14 protein-coding genes and 1 riboswitch are annotated in these 20,693 nt (G+C 62.1%); of the genes, 9 read left to right on the top strand and 5 right to left on the bottom strand.

Going from position 1 to position 20,693, the window contains the following annotated elements; all coding sequences use genetic code 11:
* The first annotated feature begins 100 nt into the window (after positions 1 to 100).
* The 4 genes from C0V73_RS12410 to bluB all read left to right on the top strand — a co-directional run bounded on the left by C0V73_RS12410 (position 101) and on the right by bluB (position 3,981).
* On the top strand, positions 101 to 1,780 hold the full coding sequence (locus tag C0V73_RS12410; RefSeq protein ID WP_102020270.1) for an NAD+ synthase: 1,680 nt from the start codon (positions 101 to 103) through the stop codon (positions 1,778 to 1,780).
* 2 nt (positions 1,781 to 1,782) lie between these two features.
* Complete coding sequence (locus tag C0V73_RS12405) at positions 1,783 to 2,118, top strand: hypothetical protein (protein ID WP_102020269.1); 336 nt, start codon at positions 1,783 to 1,785, stop codon at positions 2,116 to 2,118.
* A gap of 19 nt (positions 2,119 to 2,137) precedes the next feature.
* Positions 2,138 to 2,974: a TolB family protein gene (locus C0V73_RS12400; protein WP_102020268.1), complete on the top strand. Its 837-nt coding sequence runs from the start codon at positions 2,138 to 2,140 to the stop codon at positions 2,972 to 2,974.
* A 38-nt stretch (positions 2,975 to 3,012) separates the two neighbouring features.
* A riboswitch (cobalamin riboswitch) is annotated at positions 3,013 to 3,203 on the top strand.
* Positions 3,204 to 3,243: 40 nt separating this feature from the next.
* Positions 3,244 to 3,981 carry a 5,6-dimethylbenzimidazole synthase gene (bluB, locus tag C0V73_RS12395; protein ID WP_102020267.1) on the top strand — a complete coding sequence of 246 codons (738 nt, stop codon included), beginning with the start codon at positions 3,244 to 3,246 and terminating at the stop codon, positions 3,979 to 3,981.
* Here bluB and C0V73_RS12390 read toward each other — a convergent pair.
* The 4 genes from C0V73_RS12390 to C0V73_RS12375 form a co-directional block, all read right to left on the bottom strand.
* Positions 3,938 to 5,131, bottom strand: a complete 1,194-nt coding sequence (locus C0V73_RS12390) for a DUF2865 domain-containing protein (RefSeq protein WP_172450146.1) — start codon at positions 5,129 to 5,131, stop codon at positions 3,938 to 3,940. The two genes, bluB and C0V73_RS12390, sit on opposite strands and share 44 nt — an antisense overlap.
* Positions 5,128 to 5,769 (bottom strand): acyl-homoserine-lactone synthase, encoded by a 642-nt coding sequence (locus C0V73_RS12385; protein WP_102020265.1) that lies wholly within the window; start codon positions 5,767 to 5,769, stop codon positions 5,128 to 5,130. Before C0V73_RS12385 ends, C0V73_RS12390 begins: the two co-directional genes overlap by 4 nt.
* 100 nt (positions 5,770 to 5,869) lie before the next feature.
* Positions 5,870 to 6,598, bottom strand: coding sequence for a helix-turn-helix transcriptional regulator (locus C0V73_RS12380; RefSeq protein ID WP_102020264.1), 729 nt, complete (start codon positions 6,596 to 6,598; stop codon positions 5,870 to 5,872).
* 116 nt (positions 6,599 to 6,714) lie between these two features.
* Entirely contained in the window at positions 6,715 to 9,030 is a 2,316-nt protein-coding gene (locus C0V73_RS12375; RefSeq protein ID WP_102020263.1) for an NADP-dependent malic enzyme, read from the bottom strand.
* A gap of 212 nt (positions 9,031 to 9,242) precedes the next feature.
* Between C0V73_RS12375 and C0V73_RS12370 the strand changes: the two genes are divergently transcribed.
* The 5 genes from C0V73_RS12370 to C0V73_RS12350 all read left to right on the top strand — a co-directional run bounded on the left by C0V73_RS12370 (position 9,243) and on the right by C0V73_RS12350 (position 14,276).
* Positions 9,243 to 10,097 (top strand): UDP-2,3-diacylglucosamine diphosphatase, encoded by an 855-nt coding sequence (locus C0V73_RS12370; RefSeq protein WP_102020262.1) that lies wholly within the window; start codon positions 9,243 to 9,245, stop codon positions 10,095 to 10,097.
* A 153-nt stretch (positions 10,098 to 10,250) separates the two neighbouring features.
* Positions 10,251 to 11,420 (top strand): ABC transporter permease, encoded by a 1,170-nt coding sequence (locus C0V73_RS12365; protein ID WP_172450145.1) that lies wholly within the window; start codon positions 10,251 to 10,253, stop codon positions 11,418 to 11,420.
* Between the two features lie 7 nt (positions 11,421 to 11,427).
* The gene (locus tag C0V73_RS12360; protein WP_102020260.1) at positions 11,428 to 12,237 is read left to right on the top strand and encodes an ABC transporter ATP-binding protein; all 810 of its coding nucleotides are present in this window, start codon (positions 11,428 to 11,430) and stop codon (positions 12,235 to 12,237) included.
* A 3-nt stretch (positions 12,238 to 12,240) separates the two neighbouring features.
* Positions 12,241 to 13,614, top strand: a complete 1,374-nt coding sequence (locus C0V73_RS12355; RefSeq protein ID WP_102020259.1) for an MlaD family protein — start codon at positions 12,241 to 12,243, stop codon at positions 13,612 to 13,614.
* Positions 13,615 to 13,640: 26 nt separating this feature from the next.
* Entirely contained in the window at positions 13,641 to 14,276 is a 636-nt protein-coding gene (locus tag C0V73_RS12350) for an ABC-type transport auxiliary lipoprotein family protein (RefSeq protein WP_245407950.1), read from the top strand.
* Between the two features lie 122 nt (positions 14,277 to 14,398).
* On the opposite strand, the gene C0V73_RS12345 is transcribed toward C0V73_RS12350, so the two are convergent.
* The gene (locus tag C0V73_RS12345; RefSeq protein WP_102020257.1) at positions 14,399 to 20,245 is read right to left on the bottom strand and encodes a hypothetical protein; all 5,847 of its coding nucleotides are present in this window, start codon (positions 20,243 to 20,245) and stop codon (positions 14,399 to 14,401) included.
* Between the last annotated feature and the right edge of the window lie 448 nt (positions 20,246 to 20,693).

Below are 20,693 nucleotides of genomic sequence, written 5' to 3'. Positions count from 1 at the left end.
CCATACTTTCAGGGGGATTGGTTAGCGGCGGCGGACATTGCCGATCACAGGGTCGACAAGTAGCGTTGCGATCATTCACGCGAGCGGCTAAATCGATGTCATGAGCGAAGCAAAGAAGATCTCCGACGTCCTGCGTATCGCGGTGGCACAGTTCAATCCTGTTGTCGGCGACGTCGCCGGCAATCTAGCCAAGGCGCGGGCTGCGCGCGCCGATGCGGCCGGCCAGGGAGCAGACCTGCTGTTGCTGACGGAGCTCTTCATTTCCGGCTATCCGCCGGAAGATCTGGTGTTGAAACCCGCCTTCCTGAGCGCTTGTCTCCAAGCCGTTGAGGCGCTTGCCGCCGATACTGCGGATGGCGGTCCGGGCGTGATCGTCGGCTTTCCCCGCCAGGGCGAGAAGGGGCGGCACAATTCCGTCGCCATTCTCGACGGTGGGAAGATCCTCGCCTTCCGCGATAAGCTCGATCTGCCGAATTACGGCGAGTTCGATGAGAAGCGAGTCTTTACCGAAGGTGCGATGCCGGGGCCGGTCAACTTTCGGGGTGTGCGCATCGGGGTGCCGATCTGCGAGGAGATCTGGAATGATCTCGGCGTCTGCGAGACGCTGGCCGAGACCGGCGCCGAAATTCTGCTGGTGCCGAATGGCTCGCCCTACTACCGAGGCAAGGTCGATGTGCGCCATCAGGTGGCGCTGCGTCAGGTGATCGAGACGGGCCTGCCACTGGTGTTCGCCAACCAGCTCGGGGGGCAGGACGAACTCGTCTTCGACGGCGCGAGCTTCGCCTTCAACGGCGACAAGTCGCTCGCCTTCCAGATGAGCCAGTTCGAGGAGACGCTTTCGGTCACGACCTGGAAGCGCACGGCCGACGGCTGGCGCTGTGACCAGGGGCCGATGTCGCGCATTCCGGAGAAGGAAGAGGCCGACTACCGCGCCTGCGTTCTCGGTTTCCGCGACTATGTGAACAAGAACGGTTTTAAGAGCGTCGTGCTCGGCCTCTCCGGCGGCATCGATTCTGCCATTTGTGCTGCCATCGCCGTCGATGCGCTCGGCGAGGAGCGGGTGCGCACGATCATGCTGCCCTACCGCTATACCTCGCAGGAGAGCTTCGCCGACGCCGAAGCCTGCGCCAAGGCGCTCGGCTGCCATTACGACATCGTGCCGATCCAGGAGCCGGTTGAAGGCTTCCTGTCATCGCTGTCGGAAATGTTCGAGGGTACCGAGAGCGGCATCACCGAAGAAAACCTGCAGAGCCGCACGCGTGGGACGATCCTGATGGCGGTCTCCAACAAGTTCGGCTCGATGGTCGTCACCACCGGCAACAAGTCGGAGATGTCGGTTGGGTACGCCACGCTCTATGGCGACATGAATGGTGGCTTCAACCCCATCAAGGACCTCTACAAGATGCAGGTCTATGCGCTGTCGGCCTGGCGCAACGAGAACGTTCCCCCAGGCGCGCTTGGACCATCCGGCGAAGTCATTCCCGCAAACATCCTGTCCAAGGCGCCGTCTGCGGAGCTTCGCCCGAACCAGACCGACCAGGATTCCCTGCCGCCCTATCCGGTTCTCGACGATATCCTCGAATGCCTCGTCGAAAAGGAAATGGGCGTGGACGAGATCGTCGCACGGGGCCATGACATCGCGACGGTGCACCGGGTGGAGCACCTGCTTTACCTCGCCGAATACAAGCGCCGCCAATCGGCACCGGGCGTGAAGATCACAAAGAAGAACTTCGGACGCGATCGCCGCTATCCGATCACGAACCGTTTCAGGGATCGCTGAGCGTGTCGATTGAGGCGCACGATGCCCGGGCTGCTTTGCCTGACTTCACGGCGGAGGAGCGCAGCTATATCTTTGCTGTCGGAGCGCATGACAATCAGGATAGCGGGCTGTACCGGACGCTCTCGAGCGCCGCCTACTTCCTGCCCTCGATTGTGATTGGCTGCTACGGTCTGTGGGACGGGAGCTTCAAGATGCTCGGCATCGGGTCCCTCACGCTGATCGTCAGCCTGATCTGGGGTTTCTACACTGAATGGCGCAGTGCTCAGCTTGAGCGCAATGGCCGGGCGATCTTCGCCAAACTGCGCCAGGCGATGGAAAATCGCTCCATCGCAGACTGATTTTTCCAAGGAGACCATGATGCGCAGTTCGGTCGAGATTTACGACATGGCGACACGCGAATGCGAGGTCGTTTGGCAGACGGATGACCTGGTCGAGGCGCCCAACTGGTCGCGCGACGGCGAGTTTCTGGTCATCAACGGTGATGGACTTCTTTATGCGTTGCCGCTCGATGAGGATGATCCGGAGCCGGAGCTGATCGACACCAGCTTCGCCGTCCGGCTCAACAATGACCACGGCATTTCACCTGACGGTGCCTCGATCGTCTTTTCCGACCACACGCTCTATGGGAAGTCCTGCATCTATATGCTGGGTGATGGCGATGATGAGCCGCGCCAGGTCACCGACAAAATGCCGTCCTACTGGCACGGCTGGTCGCCGGACGGGAAGGTGCTTGCCTATTGCGGCGAGCGCAACGGCGCCTTCGACATCTACACGATTTCGACGAAGGGCGGTGCCGAACAGCGCCTGACCAACGGCGAGGGGCACAATGACGGTCCCGATTATTCGCCTGACGGGCAGTGGCTCTACTTCAATTCCAGCCGCACCGGCACCATGCAGATCTGGCGGATGCGCACCGATGGCACAGGCCTGGAGCAGCTGACCTCGGATGGTCACGGTGACTGGTTCCCGCATCCGTCGCCGGATGGCAGCAAGGTGCTGTTCCTCTCCTACGACGCCGACGTCACGGGCCATCCGCGCGACAAGAATGTCCGGCTTCGGCTGATGGATGCGGATGGCGGCAATGTCGAGACACTGTTCGAGTTCTTCGGCGGACAGGGATCGATCAACGTGCCGAATTGGTCACCGGATGGATCCGCCTTCGCATTCGTACGCTACTTTCCGACAACTGACTGACGCCGTCGTTTTTGACCTGTCCCAGCTTGTCTCTTCACGCTAGAAACCATTTGTCAGGTGCCTGCCTATCGGCAGGAGAATCGGGAAGCCGGTGAAATTCCGGCACGTGCCCAACGCTGTGAGGCGGACGTGATGCGCAAGGGGAAACCCGACCACTGGAGCAATCCGGGAAGGCGCGTGTTGCGGATGATGCCCAGTCAGAAGACCGGCCTGAGAAGATAGACCGAACCCGCGTGGACGGCGGGTGGTTGCGCATTGTGGGGATTACGATGCACGACGATCCGAACGAGTTCCTCGTCCGGACAGCGCCCTTTGTCGACGAGGACAGGGATGCCGTCTACCGGGCCATTCATACGCGACGCGACGTTCGCGACCAGTTTCTTCCCGATCCTTTGCCCGACGATCTCGTGCGCAGGCTTCTTGAAGCAGCCCATGCCGCACCGTCGGTCGGATTCATGCAGCCGTGGAGCTTCATTTTGGTTCGCAGCGCTGAGACCCGTGCGGCAGTCTGGGAGGCGTTTGTGCGGGCGAACGAAGAGGCAGAGGCGATGTTTCCCGAAGCGCGCCGCAATGCCTATCGGGCGCTGAAGCTCGAGGGCATTCGCAAGGCGCCGCTGAATATCTGCGTCACCTGTGATCCTGATCGAGCCGGCCCCGTGGTTCTCGGTCGGACCCATGATCGCCGGATGGATGCCTTCTCAACGGTTTGCGCGATCCAGAATCTCTGGCTTGCCGCGCGAGCGGAAGGGGTCGGGCTCGGCTGGGTCAGCATCTTTCACGAGGCCGAAGTGAAGGCGATCCTCGGGATCCCGGATCGCGTCCAGATCATCGGTTACCTGTGCCTCGGCCTTGTCGATCAGCTCTATGCGTCGCCCGAACTCCAGGTGAAGGGGTGGCGCAAGCGTCTGGCGCTCGAAGAGCTGATCTTCGAGGAGCATTGGGGCGTACAGGCAGCCGGGCCGGTCACTCCTGTAGGGGCTGTGGACCCGGGGCTGCCGGGTTCCTGAGATCGATCGTTCCCTTGTCGGGCGGTATGAAGACCGGGCCTACGCGGCGGACATTGAGGTTTGCTTCATCCAGACTGCGTTCCGCAGCGGGGCGGGGAGCCGCCGGTGTCGGTTTCGACTTCGGTGCGATCTCCAGCACGGAGGACTGGTAGTCGGGCACCGCGGGACGCGGCGTCATGCGCTGGTAGTATTGCTGAAGATTGCAGGCGCAGGTCGGCTCCGCATTTGTCCGGCGATTGCGGTAGACGAAGGCGTTCGGCAGGTCCCTGTAGGGACGGCCGGTGATGGCCGAGACCATGTCGACCGTCTCGCTGCGTTCCGGCGCGTGGAAGAAGAGCTCCGTTTCCGTCCCCGGGCACATCTGCTGACACTGGGCAGCGTCCCGGCCAAAGTTCATCGCTGATGTCTGCGAGGAGATCGGGAAAAAACCGCCGTCGCAGGTGCGGACGCAGAGCGTGCGGACATTGCCGCTCGGAAGGATGCCGATCGGCGGCTGTGGCGTCGCATAGGCTGCTTCCGCCTCGCGGTCCGGGCGGTAGGGTTCCGGCAGCGTGTCGAGATAGGGAATGCGCTCGGCTTCCTGCGGCAGTGGCGGCTCATCCGGGCCGCATCCATTTGCCTCAAGGGCCGTTACAAGAGCTGCGCGGGCATCCGCCACGCGGCTTTCCCGAAGGTCGGCCAGCCGCGTTGCAAGGATGTCGCGATTGGCCTCCATGCGGGAGATTGCCGTTGCCAGGTCGCTGCAGTCATTGCCGCCATCGGGCCGGATCTGGACGATGGAAGAGGTGAGGCAGCGCAGCCGCCGCTGGTCCTGACGCGCCTTGCGCAGTTCCAGGTTCTGCTGCGCAATGGCGCTGGCGTAGCTGTTGATCTCAGGCGATCGTCCGCCCTGCTCCACCAGGACCAGGCGGTCGCGCAGTCGCTCGCAAAGCGCCGAGGCTTCTGCCCCGGATGGCAAGATGCCGCCCATGAGGAGAAACATCGCGATGGAACTGACTATCCTGCTCGGCACATCCGGATTCCAGTTGTCGTTTGCAAGGCAGACTACGACCCTGATGCGGTGCAGGATATCCGAGTGGTGGTCAAATTCAAATGACAGATGACGTGAGGCGGGTGCGGCACCTGCCGCACCCGCCTCGTCCTGTGTCACGCGGCCTGGGCTGCCGTGAGTGTCATCGGTCGTTCGAGCACGCTTCCCTCGATTGCCGCCACCGCCTTCATCCTGTCGAGCAGGTCCTCGGAGACCTCCCAGGATACCGCGACCGCCTGAACCACGCCGATGCGCTGGGGCTCGCCGATCCGCAATCCGGGGCAGCCCATGCGCTTGAACATGCGCTCCAGAAACACATCCGTTACGGTGACGATGTGGCTGAGGCCTGATGCCAGACCCAGTTCTCCAACGCCGCACATCAGTTCGGCTGCGGCGATCGTCACCTGGTTTCCGGCACGGTCCTGCGAGATCTCGGGGTCAATGCAGAAGCGGCTCGATTCCCAGATGGCGGCGCTGCGGATTTGCGGACCGTCGCCGAGCAGGATCGGGAATGTGTCGTCGAGCATGTTCGGCCCAAGCGTCGGCAGCAGACGAAGCGAACCGCGGAGACGGCCTTTTTCCCCATAGGAAAGGACATAGAGCGGATTGGACCGGTCATAGTCGTCGATCTCCCAGGCATCGCGCACCTCGACCTCCCAGCCGAGGAGATCGTGGAAGACACGTTTGCGCAGCCTGTGCATTGCGTCGATGTCGGAGGGAAACTGGTGTCGTCGTGCGCCGTTGATGATCCTGATCATGCCTTGCTCCTTCTTGCAGAACGGAACAGGCAGGATGGAGCTCAAGACGCTTGAATGAAATTGACGGTTGCGCCAGCATTATTATATGCAATCTGTGATACTATGAAAGTTTTGCCTTTTCTGATGACGCTTCCGTGTCCGCGAGACGCGGGATGAGGCCGCGCCAGACGGCTTCAGCGACAGCTTGAGCATTGGTCACGACGTCGAGTTTGTGCCGGGCATTGGCCATGAAGTGTCGGATCGTGCGTTCAGAAATGCCGAGAATAACGGCGGTTTCCCAATAGCTTTTGCCGGCTGCAATCCAGGCCAGTGTTTCACGTTCTCTACGGGTCAACGACTTTCCCCCCGACTTCTCCAAGTTTTCCATGCGAGCGGGTCTCGTCAGCCGGGCGTTCAATCGCGTGCCCAGGCTCAGGAGGTCTCTGTCGTGGAGGCGGCGCCAGGTGGATAGTTCTGGGATATGTGGTCCGGCTTCTACCAGAAGGCCGCTGTTGCGACCGGGCAAGGGGTAGCCAATGGTTATAGGACCGTACTCGTCGCCCCTGTACTTGCTGACGAGTAGAATTGGCTCCAGAGCCGCGAAGACACGGAGGATCTGTTCGACAGGCGGCTTGCGATGCTGGCTGCGCATCGAGTTTGGCGCGTGCCGCCGGTGACTGCGATGAATGGTGTGGGCGCGCATGCGGCCATTGCTGATGACCGCGTCGATATAGGTGACCGGTCCCGTTTCGTAGGCCATCTGCAGGCGGGACAGGAACGCTGGCGGATCGAGCGTTTCCTGCTGGTCAAGCCAATCCAAGAGTTCGAAATATGCCCCCGACTGCGCCATCAACAATACCCTATATTTCAAGGGAAACAGTGTCGGCGTTGCAGCTTTGGCTTGTCTAGTGGGTAAGTTTCGCGGTGGTCGAGCGGCGGACGAAAACCGCCGCTCGACAGCCCAAATCAACCGGCCGGTTGCGATGCTTCGACGACGGCGAGTGCTGCCATGTTGACGACGCCGCGGGATGTCACTGAGGTCGAAAGCACGTGTGCTGGCATGGCGGCACCGAGCAAGATCGGACCCACATGCAGAGCATCCATCATCGTACGGACGATGCCGAGCGAGATGTTGGCGGCGTCGAGATTCGGGAAGACCAGAAGGTTTGCCTCACCCGTCAGCGTGCTCTCCGGCATGGCGCGTTTACGCAGCACCTCTGACAGGGCCGAGCCGCCCTGCATCTCGCCGTCGACTTCGATATCAGGCGCATTGGTCCTGATGATCTCGAGCGCTTGACGCATTTTCGAGGCGCTGGCGGATGGGCGGGAGCCGAAGTTGGAATGGGAGAGCAGCGCTGCCTTCGGGCTGATGCCGAAGCGCCGGATTTCCTGCGCCGCGAGAATGGTCATTTCCGCGATCTCTTCGGCACAGGGGTCGTCCGTGACGAAGGTGTCGGTAAAGAAGATGGCGCCGCGCTGCGAGATCAGCAGGCTGAGGCCCGAGAAGTCGCGCACACCCTCACGCTTGCCGATGATCTGGCGAACGTCGCGGACATGGCGGTCATAGCGGCCTTCGACGCCGCAGATCAGGGCATCTGCGTCACCGCGCTTGACGGCAAGCGCGCCGATGACCGTGGTGTTCGTCCGCACGATCGTGCGGGCAGCTTCCGGGTTGATGCCAGCGCGGCCTACCAGCGCGAAATAGTCGTCGACATAGTCGCGGTAGCGCGGATCGTCTTCCGGGTTGACCAGTTCGAAATCGGTGCCCGGGCGGATGCGCAGGCCGTAGCGCTTCAGGCGCGTCTCGATGATCTGCGGACGTCCGATCAGGATCGGTTCGCCGATGCCGTCTTCGAGCAGAACCTGGGCTGCGCGCAGCACGCGCTCGTCCTCGCCTTCGGCGAAGATCACGCGCTTGTTCGATGCCGTCTTGGCAGCCGCGAAGATCGGCTTCATGACGAAGCCGGAGCGGAAGACGAAGCGGTTCAACTGGTCGAGATAGGTGTCGAAATCGGCGATCGGACGGCGCGCGACGCCGCTGTCAGCCGCAGCCTTGGCAACAGCCGGAGCGATGCGCAGGATCAGGCGCGGATCGAAAGGCGAGGGGATCAGGTAGTCGGGGCCGAAGGTCGGTGTCTCGCCGGTATAGGCGCGAGCGGCGACTTCCGAGACTTCCTCACGGGCGAGGGCTGCGATGGCGCGGACGGCGGCCATCTTCATCTCTTCGTTGATCGTCGTTGCGCCGCAATCGAGCGCGCCCCTGAAAATGTAGGGGAAGCAGAGGACGTTGTTGACCTGGTTCGGGAAGTCGGAGCGACCGGTGCAGATCATTGCGTCTGGACGGGCGGCGCGGGCCTCTTCCGGCATGATTTCCGGCTTCGGGTTGGCGAGCGCCATGATCAGCGGCTTCGGCGCCATGCGGGCCAGCAGTTCCGGCTTCAGCACGCCGGCTGCCGACAGGCCGAGGAAGACGTCGGCATCGTCGATGCTTTCGGCGAGCGCGCGCTTGTCGGTTTCCTGGGCGTAGACCTCCTTCCAGGGGTCCATCAGCTCGTTGCGGCCCTTGTAGACCAGGCCTTCGATATCATGGACCCAGATGTTCTCGCGCTTGGCGCCGAGGATCACCAGGAGGTTGAGGCAGGCGAGGGCGGCCGCACCGGCACCGGAGGCCACGATCTTCACGGTCTCGATCGACTTGCCGGCAAGTTCCAGCCCGTTCAGGATCGCAGCCGCAACGATGATCGCGGTTCCGTGCTGGTCGTCGTGGAAGACCGGAATGTTCATCTTGGCACGGAGCTGGTCTTCCACTTGGAAGCATTCCGGGGCCTTGATGTCTTCGAGGTTGATCCCGCCGAAGGTCGGCTCGAGGGCCGAAATGGTCGAGACCATATCGTCAACGCCAGGTGCATCGATTTCGATGTCGAAGACGTCGATGCCGGCGAATTTCTTGAAGAGGACGGCCTTGCCTTCCATGACCGGCTTGGAGGCCAGCGGTCCGATATTGCCGAGGCCCAAGACCGCCGTGCCGTTGGAGATCACGGCGACGAGGTTGGAGCGTGCCGTGTAATCGTCGGCTGCTGCCGGGTCGTCCTTGATCGCGAGACAGGGGGCGGCGACACCCGGCGAATAGGCGAGCGCCAGATCGCGCTGGTTGCCGAGCGGCTTGGTGGCCTGGATCTCGAGTTTCCCGGGACGGGGATAGCGGTGATAGAAGAGCGCCTGCTCGTCGAGATCGGCGGTCGGGTTCGCAACTTGCGGCTTGTTCTTGTCCTGGGAATTCATTGGTTTCACCGGCAGTTTCTGGTCATCGGATCTGTATGCCCGTCATACACGAATTGACCGGGAGTGGTAGACTTTAGTTCCGCCTATGCCCAGCGAGCTTTCAATGGATTTTGAGGGGTGGAACTCCGTGAAAAGGCATGATCACGGCGATGTCATCTTCCTGAAACACGAGTCTGATTAAGCGCTGTCAAGACAGCGATGAGGACCGTGCCGTGGAAGAAGCCAGCGAAACACGCCATTTCAGGACCCTGTTCATCTCGGACGTTCATCTCGGATCGAAGGCCGCCAAGACGGACTTCCTCCTGGACTTCCTGCGCACGCACGAGGCCGATACCATTATCCTCGTCGGTGACATCGTCGACGGATGGCGCCTGAAGCGCAGCTGGTACTGGCCGCAGCAATGCAATGACGTGGTTCAGAAGCTGTTGCGCAAGGCGCGCAAGGGCACGCGGATCATTTATATCCCGGGCAATCACGACGAGTTCATGCGCGATTTCCCCGGCATCCATTTCGGCGGGATCGAGGTCGAGCAGCGCATCGTGTACGAAATGGCCGATGGCAAGAAATACCTTGTCCTCCACGGCGACGAGTTCGACGTGGTCGTGCGCAATGCCCGGCTGCTCGCCTATCTCGGTGACTGGGCCTATGACACCGCGATCGCGATCAACGTGCTTCTGGCCGCGATCCGTCGCCGCCTCGGCATGCCCTACTGGTCGTTCTCGGCCTGGGCCAAGCTCCAGGTCAAGCATGCGGTCAACTTCATCGGCGAGTTCCAGCGTGTCGTGGCCGACGAGGCCCGCCGCGCCGAGGTGGATGGCGTTATCTGCGGCCACATCCACCACGCCGTGATGGAAGACATCGACGGCATCCACTACGTCAACACAGGCGACTGGGTGGAAAGCTGCACGGCGATTGCCGAACATCCGGATGGTCGGCTGGAGTTGATCTCCTGGGGTCACAAGATCAGCGAAGCGCCGGCGAGCAAGCGTGCCGGCAAACTCGTCCCCATCCTTTTGCCGAAACCGATTGCCGAAACGGCCCAGGACGACGGTATTCGCGCAGCCTGAGCCGCCCCTCTGTTGCAAAGCGGTCATGGCGGCCCGCAATCGGGTTGGAAAACGCAATTAACGGTTTGCAAAGGATTTCTTCGCAGGCGGCGATGGTTATAGTGTGCAGCTATCTGTCACGTGATTTGCGAACCCGGATCCCCCGGCGCGAATTTGGAAGTTGTCGCCACCTTGAGTTCGGTTGAGCAAGAAGACGCCCGTATTGAGATCGATGAGCAGCCGGACGGAAACGCCCGGCTGATTCGACTGGCGGGTCGCTGGAAGAACACCAGCCTGAGCGCGATGATCAAATCCGCCGGTCCGCTGGTTGATTCATCGGTGGTACAGCGGGAGACGATCGATCTCAGCGCAGTCAGCGACATGGACACGGCCGGCGCATGGCTGGTTCGCCGCTTCATAACCGAACGGCGCGAGCGCGGCGGTACGATCGAGATCGTCGGCGGATCCCCGGGGATGCGCGAGTTGATCGAAGCGCTTCCCGAGCACGTCACTGCTCCGGAAAAGCCGGTCGATCACCGCACCCGCTTCGAGCGCATCTTCGAACCTGTCGGGAAGGTCACGATCAGCCTATGGGGCGATCTGATCGCGATGATGTTCGTGCTCGGATCTGCCGTTCGCGGGGCGCAGACCAAGGCTGGGCGCGGCTCCGGTGTGTCTCCGGCATCCGTGGTCAATCAGCTCGACCACATGGGGGTGCGGGCCGTTCCGATCATCACGTTGATGTCGTTCCTGATCGGCGCGATCATTGCCCAGCAGGGCGCGTTCCAGTTGCGCTATTTCGGAGCGGAAGTTTTCGTCGTCGATCTCGTCGGCATCCTGCAGCTGCGCGAAATCGGCGTGCTGCTCACCGCGATCATGATCGCGGGGCGTTCCGGCAGCGCCATCACGGCCGAAATCGGTTCGATGAAGATGCGTGAGGAAATCGATGCCCTGAAGGTCATCGGTCTCAATCCGATCGGTGTGCTGGTCTTTCCGCGACTTGTTGCGCTGACGATTGCACTGCCGCTTCTGACTATTGTCGCCAACTTCGCTGCTCTTTATGGCGCAGCGGTCGTGGTCTGGGCCTATTCCGGCATCACCTTCGATGTCTTCATCACTCGTCTGCACGAAGCAGTCGATTATTCGACGCTCGCGACCGGCATGATCAAGGCGCCGTTCATGGCGCTGATCATCGGGATCATTGCGGCTGTCGAAGGCATGAAGGTGGGCGGCAGCGCCGAATCTCTCGGACGCCATGTCACCGCATCCGTGGTCAAGTCGATCTTCGTCGTCATTCTCGTGGACGGGCTGTTTGCCATGTTCTACGCCGCGATCGATTTTTGAGGGCCAGATGAACACCAGACCTTCCCAAGATCGCGAAGTCATCCTGTCGGTGAAAGATCTGACCGTCGGCTTCGGCGAGAAGATCGTTCTCGACAAGCTGAACCTTGATATCTACCGCGGCGAGATCCTCGGCTTCGTCGGCGCATCCGGCGCGGGCAAGTCCGTTCTGATGCGCACTGTTCTGCGCCTCCTGCCGCGCCGCTCCGGCAAGATCGAGATCCTCGGTGCGGACTACGATGCGGTCGATGACCTGCAACGCATGACACTCGACACTCGCCTGGGGGTTCTTTTCCAGCACGGCGCCCTATTTTCCTCACTCACTGTGAAGGAAAACATCCAGCTGCCGATGCGTGAATATCTGGATCTGCCGCAATGGCTGATGGATGAGCTTGCCTATCTCAAGATCGAGCTGGTCGGGCTCCATCCCGATGCTGCGGACAAATATCCGTCCGAACTCTCGGGCGGCATGATCAAGCGTGCTGCACTTGCGCGTGCGCTGGCGCTCGATCCGGATCTCGTCTTTCTCGACGAACCAACCTCCGGCCTCGATCCGATCGGGGCCGCCGAATTCGATGAATTGATCGCGCAGCTGCGCGATACGCTGGGATTGACGGTCTATATGGTGACCCATGATCTCGACAGCCTGTTTTCCGTCTGCGACCGTATTGCGGTTCTGGGACAGAAGCGCGTTCTGGTCGAGGGGACGCTGGACGACATGCTCGCCTTCGACGACGAGTGGGTGCAATCCTATTTCAAGGGCAAGCGTGCCCGTTCCATTCCCCGGGCGGAGCCTTCCGCCGGACATCCGGTAGAGTGAGCCATGGAAACCAAAGCCAATTACGCCATAGTCGGTTTTTTCACGATGCTGGTCATCGGGGCCGCCTTTGGCTTCGTCTATTGGATGGCCGAATATGGACGCGGTGGCGAGATGGCGCCGCTTGCCATTCGCATTCCGGGATCGGCCAATGGCCTTAGCATCGGGTCGCCGGTTCGCTTCAACGGCATTTCGGTCGGCTCCGTCCGCAATCTATATATCGACAATGAAGATCCGAATTTCTCGGTCGCCTTCACCGAGGTCCGCGCCGACGCTCCTGTGACATCCGGCACCACCGCGGTGCTCGAAATCCAGGGGCTGACAGGCGCTGCTTATGTCGAGCTTTCCGGCGGCGGTCCGGGCTCCGGTGATCCCATCCTGCAGCGTGCCATGGACACGGGCGAACCGGCTATCCTGACGGCTGAACAATCCAGCGTGACCAACCTCTTGACGACCGCCGACCGCATCTTGCAGCGCGCTGATGGTGCCGTGGCCGAGCTTCAGGGCTTCATTGCCGATGCCCGCGCACCGCTCACCAACACCGTTCGCAATGCCGAGACCTTCTCCAAGTCGCTCGCCGACAATGCCAAGGGGATCGACGAATTCCTGAAGAGCGTCAGCTCGCTATCGGATTCCGTGTCCGGTCTCTCCGGCCGCCTCGATACGACGCTTGCGGCAGCCGAGGATCTCTTCAGGGCGCTCAACTCCGAGAAGATCGACCAGATCCTGACCAATACCGAACGAGCAACGGCCAGCTTCGCCGACGCTTCGAACCGCATCGGTCCTGCGATCGACAGCTTCCGCGAAACGGCTGACACCTTCCAGCGCTTCGGCAACAATGCCGATCAGACGCTCCAGAAGGTCTCGTCGCTCATCGACGCGGTCGACAGCCAGAAGATTGGCCAGGTCGTTGACGATGCGTCGATCGCTTCTGCCGATGCCCGCAAGGCGATCGCGGGCTTCCGCGAACTTTCGGACAGCATTACAGGCCGTCGTGACGACATCGACAAGGCCATCGACGACTTCACCCAGCTTGCAAACCGTCTGAACAACTCATCCCAACAGGTCGACGGGATCCTTAGGAAGGTTGATGCGTTCCTTGGCTCGGGTGATGCAAATTCGCTCAGCGTGGAAGCCCGCAAGACACTTGAAGCTATCCGCATGACGGCCGAGAACCTCAACGCCCAGATTGGACCGATTGCGGCCAACCTGCAGCGCTTCTCGGCGACAGGCCTGCGTGACATCCAGACGCTGGTGAACGATACCCGCAACACCGTTCGCGGCCTGAACGACGCGATCACCAATTTCGACGACGACCCGCAGCGCCTGCTTTTCGGCGGCGATACGGTCAAGGAATTTGACGGACGGACACGCCGATGACGAGAACCACCGGGAAGGACGACAGAATGGACAGGATCGGCGTCAACGGCTCCGAAGGCGTGGCAAAGCTCCGGCGGCTGCTTGTGGCTTCGGTGCTGATCCCAAGCCTCGGCCTCGGCCTGGCAGCCTGTGGGTCCAAAGCGAACAACGATACATTCGACCTCACGGCTTCGGTAAGCGATGTCGCGACCAATGCAAGCGCCCGCAACCGGCAGCTCCTGGTGGCTGATCCGTCGGCGCTCAAGGCGCTCGATAGCGAGCAGATCCTGGTGCGTGTATCCGGCGCGGAGATCCGTTATCTCTCGCAATCGCAGTGGAGCGATCGCCTGACGCGGGTCGTTCAGTCGAAGCTCGTCGAAGCCTTCGAGAACACCGGACGCCTCGGCGGCGTCGGGCGGCCGGGGCAGGGTCTGGCGATCGACTTCCAGCTGATCACCGATGTCAGGGCCTTTGAAATCTCGGCCGAAGGTGGCGATCGCGGCGTGGTCGAAATCTCGGCGAAGCTGCTCAATGATCGCAACGGCACCGTCAAGGCGCAGCGGGTGTTCAAGGCGGAGGTGCCGTCGACAGGGTCCGACAACGCAGCCTATGTAGCAGCACTCGACCGTGCTTTCGCACGCGTGACCGGTGATATCGTCGCCTGGACGCTGCAGTCGATCTGAAGCCTCTCAAGGCTTAGCCAGTTAGCAGTCTGACAAAAGAGAAACCCCGGATCAGTATATGATCCGGGGTTTTCTTTTGGCATGCCGGAAGCCGGTTGACCGGCTCCCGTATCGGTTAGTTATCAGCTGAAACGGCCAGCTGCGTGGGCGAGCATGGTGTAGACCTTGCCCGTGTCCGACGTCAGGTAGGACTGGGTGATCGACTTGTCGCGATCGGTGCGGGCGACGTCTGCCAGAAGCTTTTCGAAATCGGCGATGTAGCGATCGACGGCGACGCGGAATTCCGGCTCGCGGTCATACTTGCGCTTGATCTCGTCGAAGGTCTGCTGGCCCTTCAGCGTGTAGAGGCGACGGGTGAAGATGTCGCGCTCGCCGCGCTGGTAGCGGCGCCAGAGGTCGACCGAGGCATCGTGGTCGATGGCGCGTGCAATGTCGACCGAGAGCGAATTCAGCGATTCGACCATGTGGCGCGGATTGCGGGTATCGCTCTGGCGTGCCGCCGGGGCTTCGGCGACCGGGCGCTGCGGGGCAGGGGCCGGACGGGCAGGCGCGGTTTCAGCGGGCTCTTCACGGGAGGCGCCACGCAGGAGGTCGCTGATCCAGCCACCACCTTCGGCGCGCGTGGTCGCGGCCGTCGATTGGTTATAGGCGTCGGTTGCGCCGAGGCTGCCGCGAAGGCCGAGGCTTTCGCTCTGGCGGATCTGCGGCGCCGGCTGTGGCTGTGGCTGCGGTGCGGCCGGCTGGCGACGAACGGGCTCTGGCTGGGCTTCGGCCAGACGACGGGCTACTGGCTCAGAGATTTCCAGCGTCTGGCTGGTGCGGCCGACGAGCTGCGAGATGTCCTGCAGGGCCTTGATCTGCTCGGACACGGCGCGGCGCATCTGGGCCGCACTTTCCTTGGCTTCCTCAGGCAAGTCGAAGGCACCGCGCTTCAGTTCGTTGCGCGTCAGGTCGAGTTCCTTGCGGATGTCGACAGCCGAGCGGCGGATCTCGTCGGTTGCGCCGCTGAAGCGTGCGACAGCTTCGTCCACGGCGCTCTGCATGGCTTCGCGCAGGGCGAGCGCTGCACCTTCGGACTTGCGACCCGCTTCGCCGAGGAGACGGTCGATGTCGCTCAAGGAGACGGCGAGGCCGCCACGCAGACGGTTGGCGAGTTCGCCGGACCGCTTCTCGGCCTCGGTCAGCGTCTTGTCGATCGACTGCTGGGCTTCCTGTTCGGCAGAGAGCAGGGCGTTGCGCATATTGGCGGCTGTAATCTGCGCCTTCTTTTCCGTCTCTCCGAGCACCTGGCCGATGTCAGCGAAGGAGGCCTGAACGCTTTCGCGCATATTGGTTGCCGTCGACTGGGCGCGCTTTTCCGTCTCGCCCAGGATCTGGCCGATATCGGTAAAGGAGGCCTGGACGCTCTGGCGCAGGTTGCCGGCCATCTGACCGGAGCGTTGTTCGGCGCGGTCGAAGGCGGTTTCCACCATCTTGCCGAGACCCTGCATCGTCGTCTCGATTTCTTCCGAGCGCTTCACGAGGCCGATGGAGAGATCGCGCAGCGCCTGCTGGCGCTCTTCGAGCGTGCCGACAAGGTTCGACTGGGCAGCGGATAGAAGCTCGGACGCCTTGCCGAGGACCTGGGTGTGGTCACCGAAGCGGCTGACGATCGAGGAGACCTGCTGCAGCGTTTCGCCGGAGATGGCGGTCAGGCGGCCGAGCTTGTCGTCGAGCAGGCGGTTCGAGGTGGACAGCATGTCCGTCGCCTGGGTCGCCGTCTCGTTGAAGCGGTTCGCGGTTGCGCCGAGGCGGCTGTCGAGGGAGCCGATGCTCTGCACGGCCTGATCGATCATCGAAGACAGGCCGGCATTGCTGTCGCCGAGGCGTTCGATGAGCTGCGAGGCGCTGGCAACCAGGTTTTGCTCGGCGGTGCCGAGGGTCGACACAGTGCGATCCGTGCGCTGGCTGATCGCGTCGACGAGGGCAGCGTTTTCGGAACGCAGGCGCTCGGCGCTCTGTTCTGCGGCAGCGGTGATCTGTTCGGCGGCGACGCGGCCTGTCTCGGCATAGGCGGCGACCACGGGTGCTGCCTTCTCGTCGATCAGGCGCGAGAGTTCCGCCGAGCGGGTCGAGAGCATCGAGTTCAGCTCGCGGGTGCGATCGTCGAGAACCGAGCGGATCGAATTGCCACGGGCTTCGAGCGCCTTTTCGACCGCGTTCATGGTGACGGCGAGTTCCTGGGTATTGCCGGAAATCGCATCGCGGATGGAGTTGCCGCGAGCCTCGAGTGCCTTCTCTGCTGCGTTCATGGCAGTGGCGAGTTCCTGCGTGTTGCCGGAGATCGCTTCACGGATCGCGGCGGCTCGCTGCTCCAGCGTGGTGCTCACTTCGCCAAGAGTGCCCGAAAGGTTGGCCACCTGGGCGGTAACAAGGGCTTCTGCCTGGTTCACCTTGTTGCTGATGACATCGCCGGCCTGCGAGAATGTTTCAGCGATTGTCGCAGCCTGTCCGGCAAGGCGGTTCTGGGTTTCAGTGATGCGCCGCGCCAGGTCTTCGGAACGCTCTTCGACCGTGCGATTGAGTTCCGCGCTACGTTCGCCGATCTGCTCGGCAAACTGCGAGGTGGTGGATGCCAGGCGATCGACCGAGCGCTGAGCCTCGGCATCGAGGTCACGGGCGGCGTCGGTCACGGCGCTGCGCAGGGCAGTCGCCAGGCCTGCAGCCTTGCCTTCGATGGTGCGGTTGACGTTTTCAAGGCCGATGTTGAGCGCCCGGTCCATGGTCGCCAGACGCTCTTCGATCACCGGGGTGCGGGTATCGAAGGTCTCGGAGACGCGGTTCACACCTTCGTCGAGCACCTGCGCGACGCGCATGGAAGCTTCGTCACCAACGCGTTCGATGTTCGACACCTTCTCGTCCAGACGGGCGGCAAACTTCTCGCCGGCATCATTGACGCGGGCGTCGACGCCATCAAGGCCGTTGCGGAGACGGTCTTCCAAAGTTCCCAAGCTTTGCTCGATGCGGGTGCTGGTTTCGTCGAGGCGGATGGTCATGCCGGAGACGGACTGTTCGACCGTGCCGGAGAAGCCCTGGGCAGAGCGGGTGATGTCGTCAGCCGCTTCGCGGATCTGATCCGTCAGCGCACCGGCCGTACCACGCAGGCGCTCGTCGAGCGCGCGGCTGCTGGCGTCGATGGCCTTGCGGAGGTTTTCCTCGTGATCCTCGAGGCTCATCTCAAGCATGCCGGCGCTGGCGGCGACGGATGCGCCGATGGAGGTCGCATGTTCGCTGAGTGTGGTTTCCAGCGCATCGCGGGCATCGCCGAGCGAGGCCGTGATGGCTTGCGTGCGATCGTCGAGCGTCGCACGGATGCGCTCATGGGTGTCGATCAGACGGTCATCAATCGCGGCCACGCCAGAGGTGATCGTCTGCGAAATCCGGTCGGTGTTGTCGCCGAGGGTGGTCGCCAGAGCATTGGTCGCCGTGTCCAGGCTGGTTTTCAGCGTGAAGTTGGTGTCGGCAATCCGGCCGTCGATATCGTCCACGCCTGATTTCAGCGTGCTGGCGATGCGGGCCGCATTGTCTTCCAGCGTATTCGAAATGGTGTTCGACGCCGCAGCCAGCATGCTGTCGAGCCGCTGTTCGCTGCCACCGAGCGCATCGCCGAGACCGGTAATGCCAGCGGCGACCGTTTCAGCAATGCGGCCGGACGACTGGCCGAGGTTTCGCTCGATCTCGCCGGTCGCGTCTTCCAGTGTTGAAGACAGGTAGGAGGTGTGGCTCGCGAGCGAAAGTTCAAGGCGCTCCTGGTTTTCACCATAGGCGTTGCGGATCGCTTCGGCCTTTTCAGCGAAGGCCGCGTCAATACGACGGTCGGCATCGGCCACGGTCTCGATGATAGAAGAGGCGCGCTGGCTCAGTGTTTCATCGATACGACGCTGGCTGTCGTTGAGGGTCTCGAAAAGATCCTGGGTGCGGGCCGTCAGCGTGAGGTCGAGTTCGAGGCTCTTGGTGTTCAGCGCATCGATCAGGATCTCGCTTTGACCCTCGACGAGGCTTGCGATGCCACGGGCCTTGACGTCGAGGGTTTCGGCGAAGCGGTCCTGGTTGGCTTCGAGTGCGTTGACGATGTGTTCGGCGCGGCTCGAGAGTGTCTGTTCGAAGCGAGACTGGTTGTCGCTGAGGGCATTGTAGAGCGAGCCACTGCGCTCTTCCATAACCTGGTCGATGCGCTTCTGGGCGCTTTCCAAGCTCTCGGTGAGGGCCGCCGCACGGGCCGACATCGCGTCTGCAATTTCCTGCGCGCGGTCGGACATCGAGCTGTCGAGCATTTCCTGGCTGGTGCTCAGCGTCATCGCGATGGCGAGCGACTGGTCGGTGAGGGTGGAGCCGAGGCGTTCGATGCTCGAATTCAGGATGCCGCTGATCGAATCCGTTCCGCCGTTCACCGTTTCGTTGATGCGGGCGAGGCTTTCCATCAGCTTGGAATCGAGCGAGCCGGAGCGCTGGTCGAAGGCGCTGGCGAACTCGGCCACGCGTTGGTCGAAGGTCGCGTTGATCTGGCCGATGGTCGTCTGGAAGCGGTCCTCGAAGAGGCCCGAGCGCAGGTCGAGATCGACGATCGCGTCGTCGGCGCTCGCCTGAAGGCTCTGGCGGAAGCTGCGGCCGCGCTCGTCGAGCGAGCTGTTGAGGCGCGACAGCACGTCGTCGAGCGACGAGTTGATCGAGCCTTCGCTGCCCTTCAAGGTCTCGGCGATATCACGGGTGCGCTCGACGAGGGTTTCGTTGAGCTGGCGTGCGCGTTCGTTGAGAGCTGCATTCAGCTTCTCGGTGTTGCTGTCGAGCGTGGAGGCCCGCGTCTCGAATTCGCCGAGCAGTTCGCGACCGCGCTGGCTGAGTGTCGAGGTCAGCGACTGAAGCTGTGTGTCGAATTCGTTGGAGAGCGACATGCCGGACGCGGCCAGCGTCTGGACCATGTTTTCCGTCTTGTGGGACAGCAGCGATCCGAGTGCGGTCACGGCTGCATCCGACTTTTCCATGATCGTTGCAGCGCGCATGTCGATCATCGAGGCAAAGGCTTCGCCCGAGGTCTGCAGGCGTACCGAGATTTCTTCGGTCGCAAGCGACAGCTCTTCCTTCAGCTGCTCGTGGGCACCCACGATCGACGAGCGGATTCGCTCGGCATGATTGACGATCGCATCGCGTTCCGCACCGAGTTCGTGGACGAGTCCACGGACACGCAGTTCATTGTCGGTGTAGCTGCGCTCCAGCGCCGTCACTTCCGAATGGACCAGCGTCTCAAGTTCGGTGGCACGCGCAATCGTGCGCTCGATGCCCTCGTTCATGGCCGAGACTTCACGGCGCACGGCCTGACCGACGGTCATGATGCGTTCGGAGGCGATGGTTTCTGGCTCCGCCAGGCGCAGCGCTACTTCCGCCATGGAGCGCGCGGCGTTGCGCAGGTCATGAGCGCGCGCCATCATGATGGCGAAGGCGAAGAACAGCATGATCGGCAGGAAGGTGCCGACGACGATGGCGACCACGCCGGGCATGGCAACGATGTCGGCAACCGAAGGCGCCTGCCAGATCGCGCCACCGTAAAGAAGCTGCGTCAGGCCGAGGGCGCCGAGCACCCACAGAGCGGAAACGACTGCAGCATTGCGCAGCGCCGACGTGAGCGAGGCACCGTCGAGAGATTTCAGGATGGCGGAGGGCGTGCGGCGGGAACCGTCATTGGCGGGCGCGAAGGCGGGAGCCTTGGGAGCCGGCTCCGGGTTCAATTCACCGGCGCGTGCGGAACGACGCTCTATGGACTTCTTCGAGGCAGAACGCGGGATACTATCTGACACAGGTGCCTCCGGGCCGCGAGCTTGGGACCGAGCCTTGACAGGCGCGGCGGCTTCCTCGCCGTCGAAATCGATGCTCAGGGCCGCCTCGAGAGCCTGGAACGCGTTCTCGTCAATCGAGTCGGACTTCTTGTTCGCCATAGGGTTACGCCTCGTTACCGCTTACTCTCGGCAGGACGGACACTGACAGCGATGCCGCTGATCGCATGGCCCCGTCCGGATCCCGCCGTTTACCTGAGATTCCATCTGTCGCCACGCCAGACGAGATCTCTTCTTTCGCAATTCAACTGCTCACAGCCGGCGTTCCCGCCGGACGTTTTAGCACCGACTGGCTTGCGGGCATAGTTCACGCACTTTTGCCCAATCAACCGTATCGTACTGACACATTTGGTCATGCGATACAATTAATGCGCTCCCGGCGGTCCAGTGTCTCCGGGTCTTGTTAACAGTATTTCAATCAAGGTTTAGGCTGAAAAGCCAGTCTGTGCCGGGGTTTAATTTCCGTTAACCATAGTGCGAGCTTTTTCCCGCAATCCCCGGGGTTTTTAACGCGGTGCCCATACCAATGCCTCAGGCTGGCATCACCAAA

Source organism: Rhizobium sp. TH135 (assembly GCF_002855515.1).
Lineage (GTDB): Bacteria > Pseudomonadota > Alphaproteobacteria > Rhizobiales > Rhizobiaceae > Allorhizobium.
The sequence above is the reverse complement of the archived record's forward strand: the minus strand, read 5'-3'. Positions and strand labels throughout refer to the sequence as shown.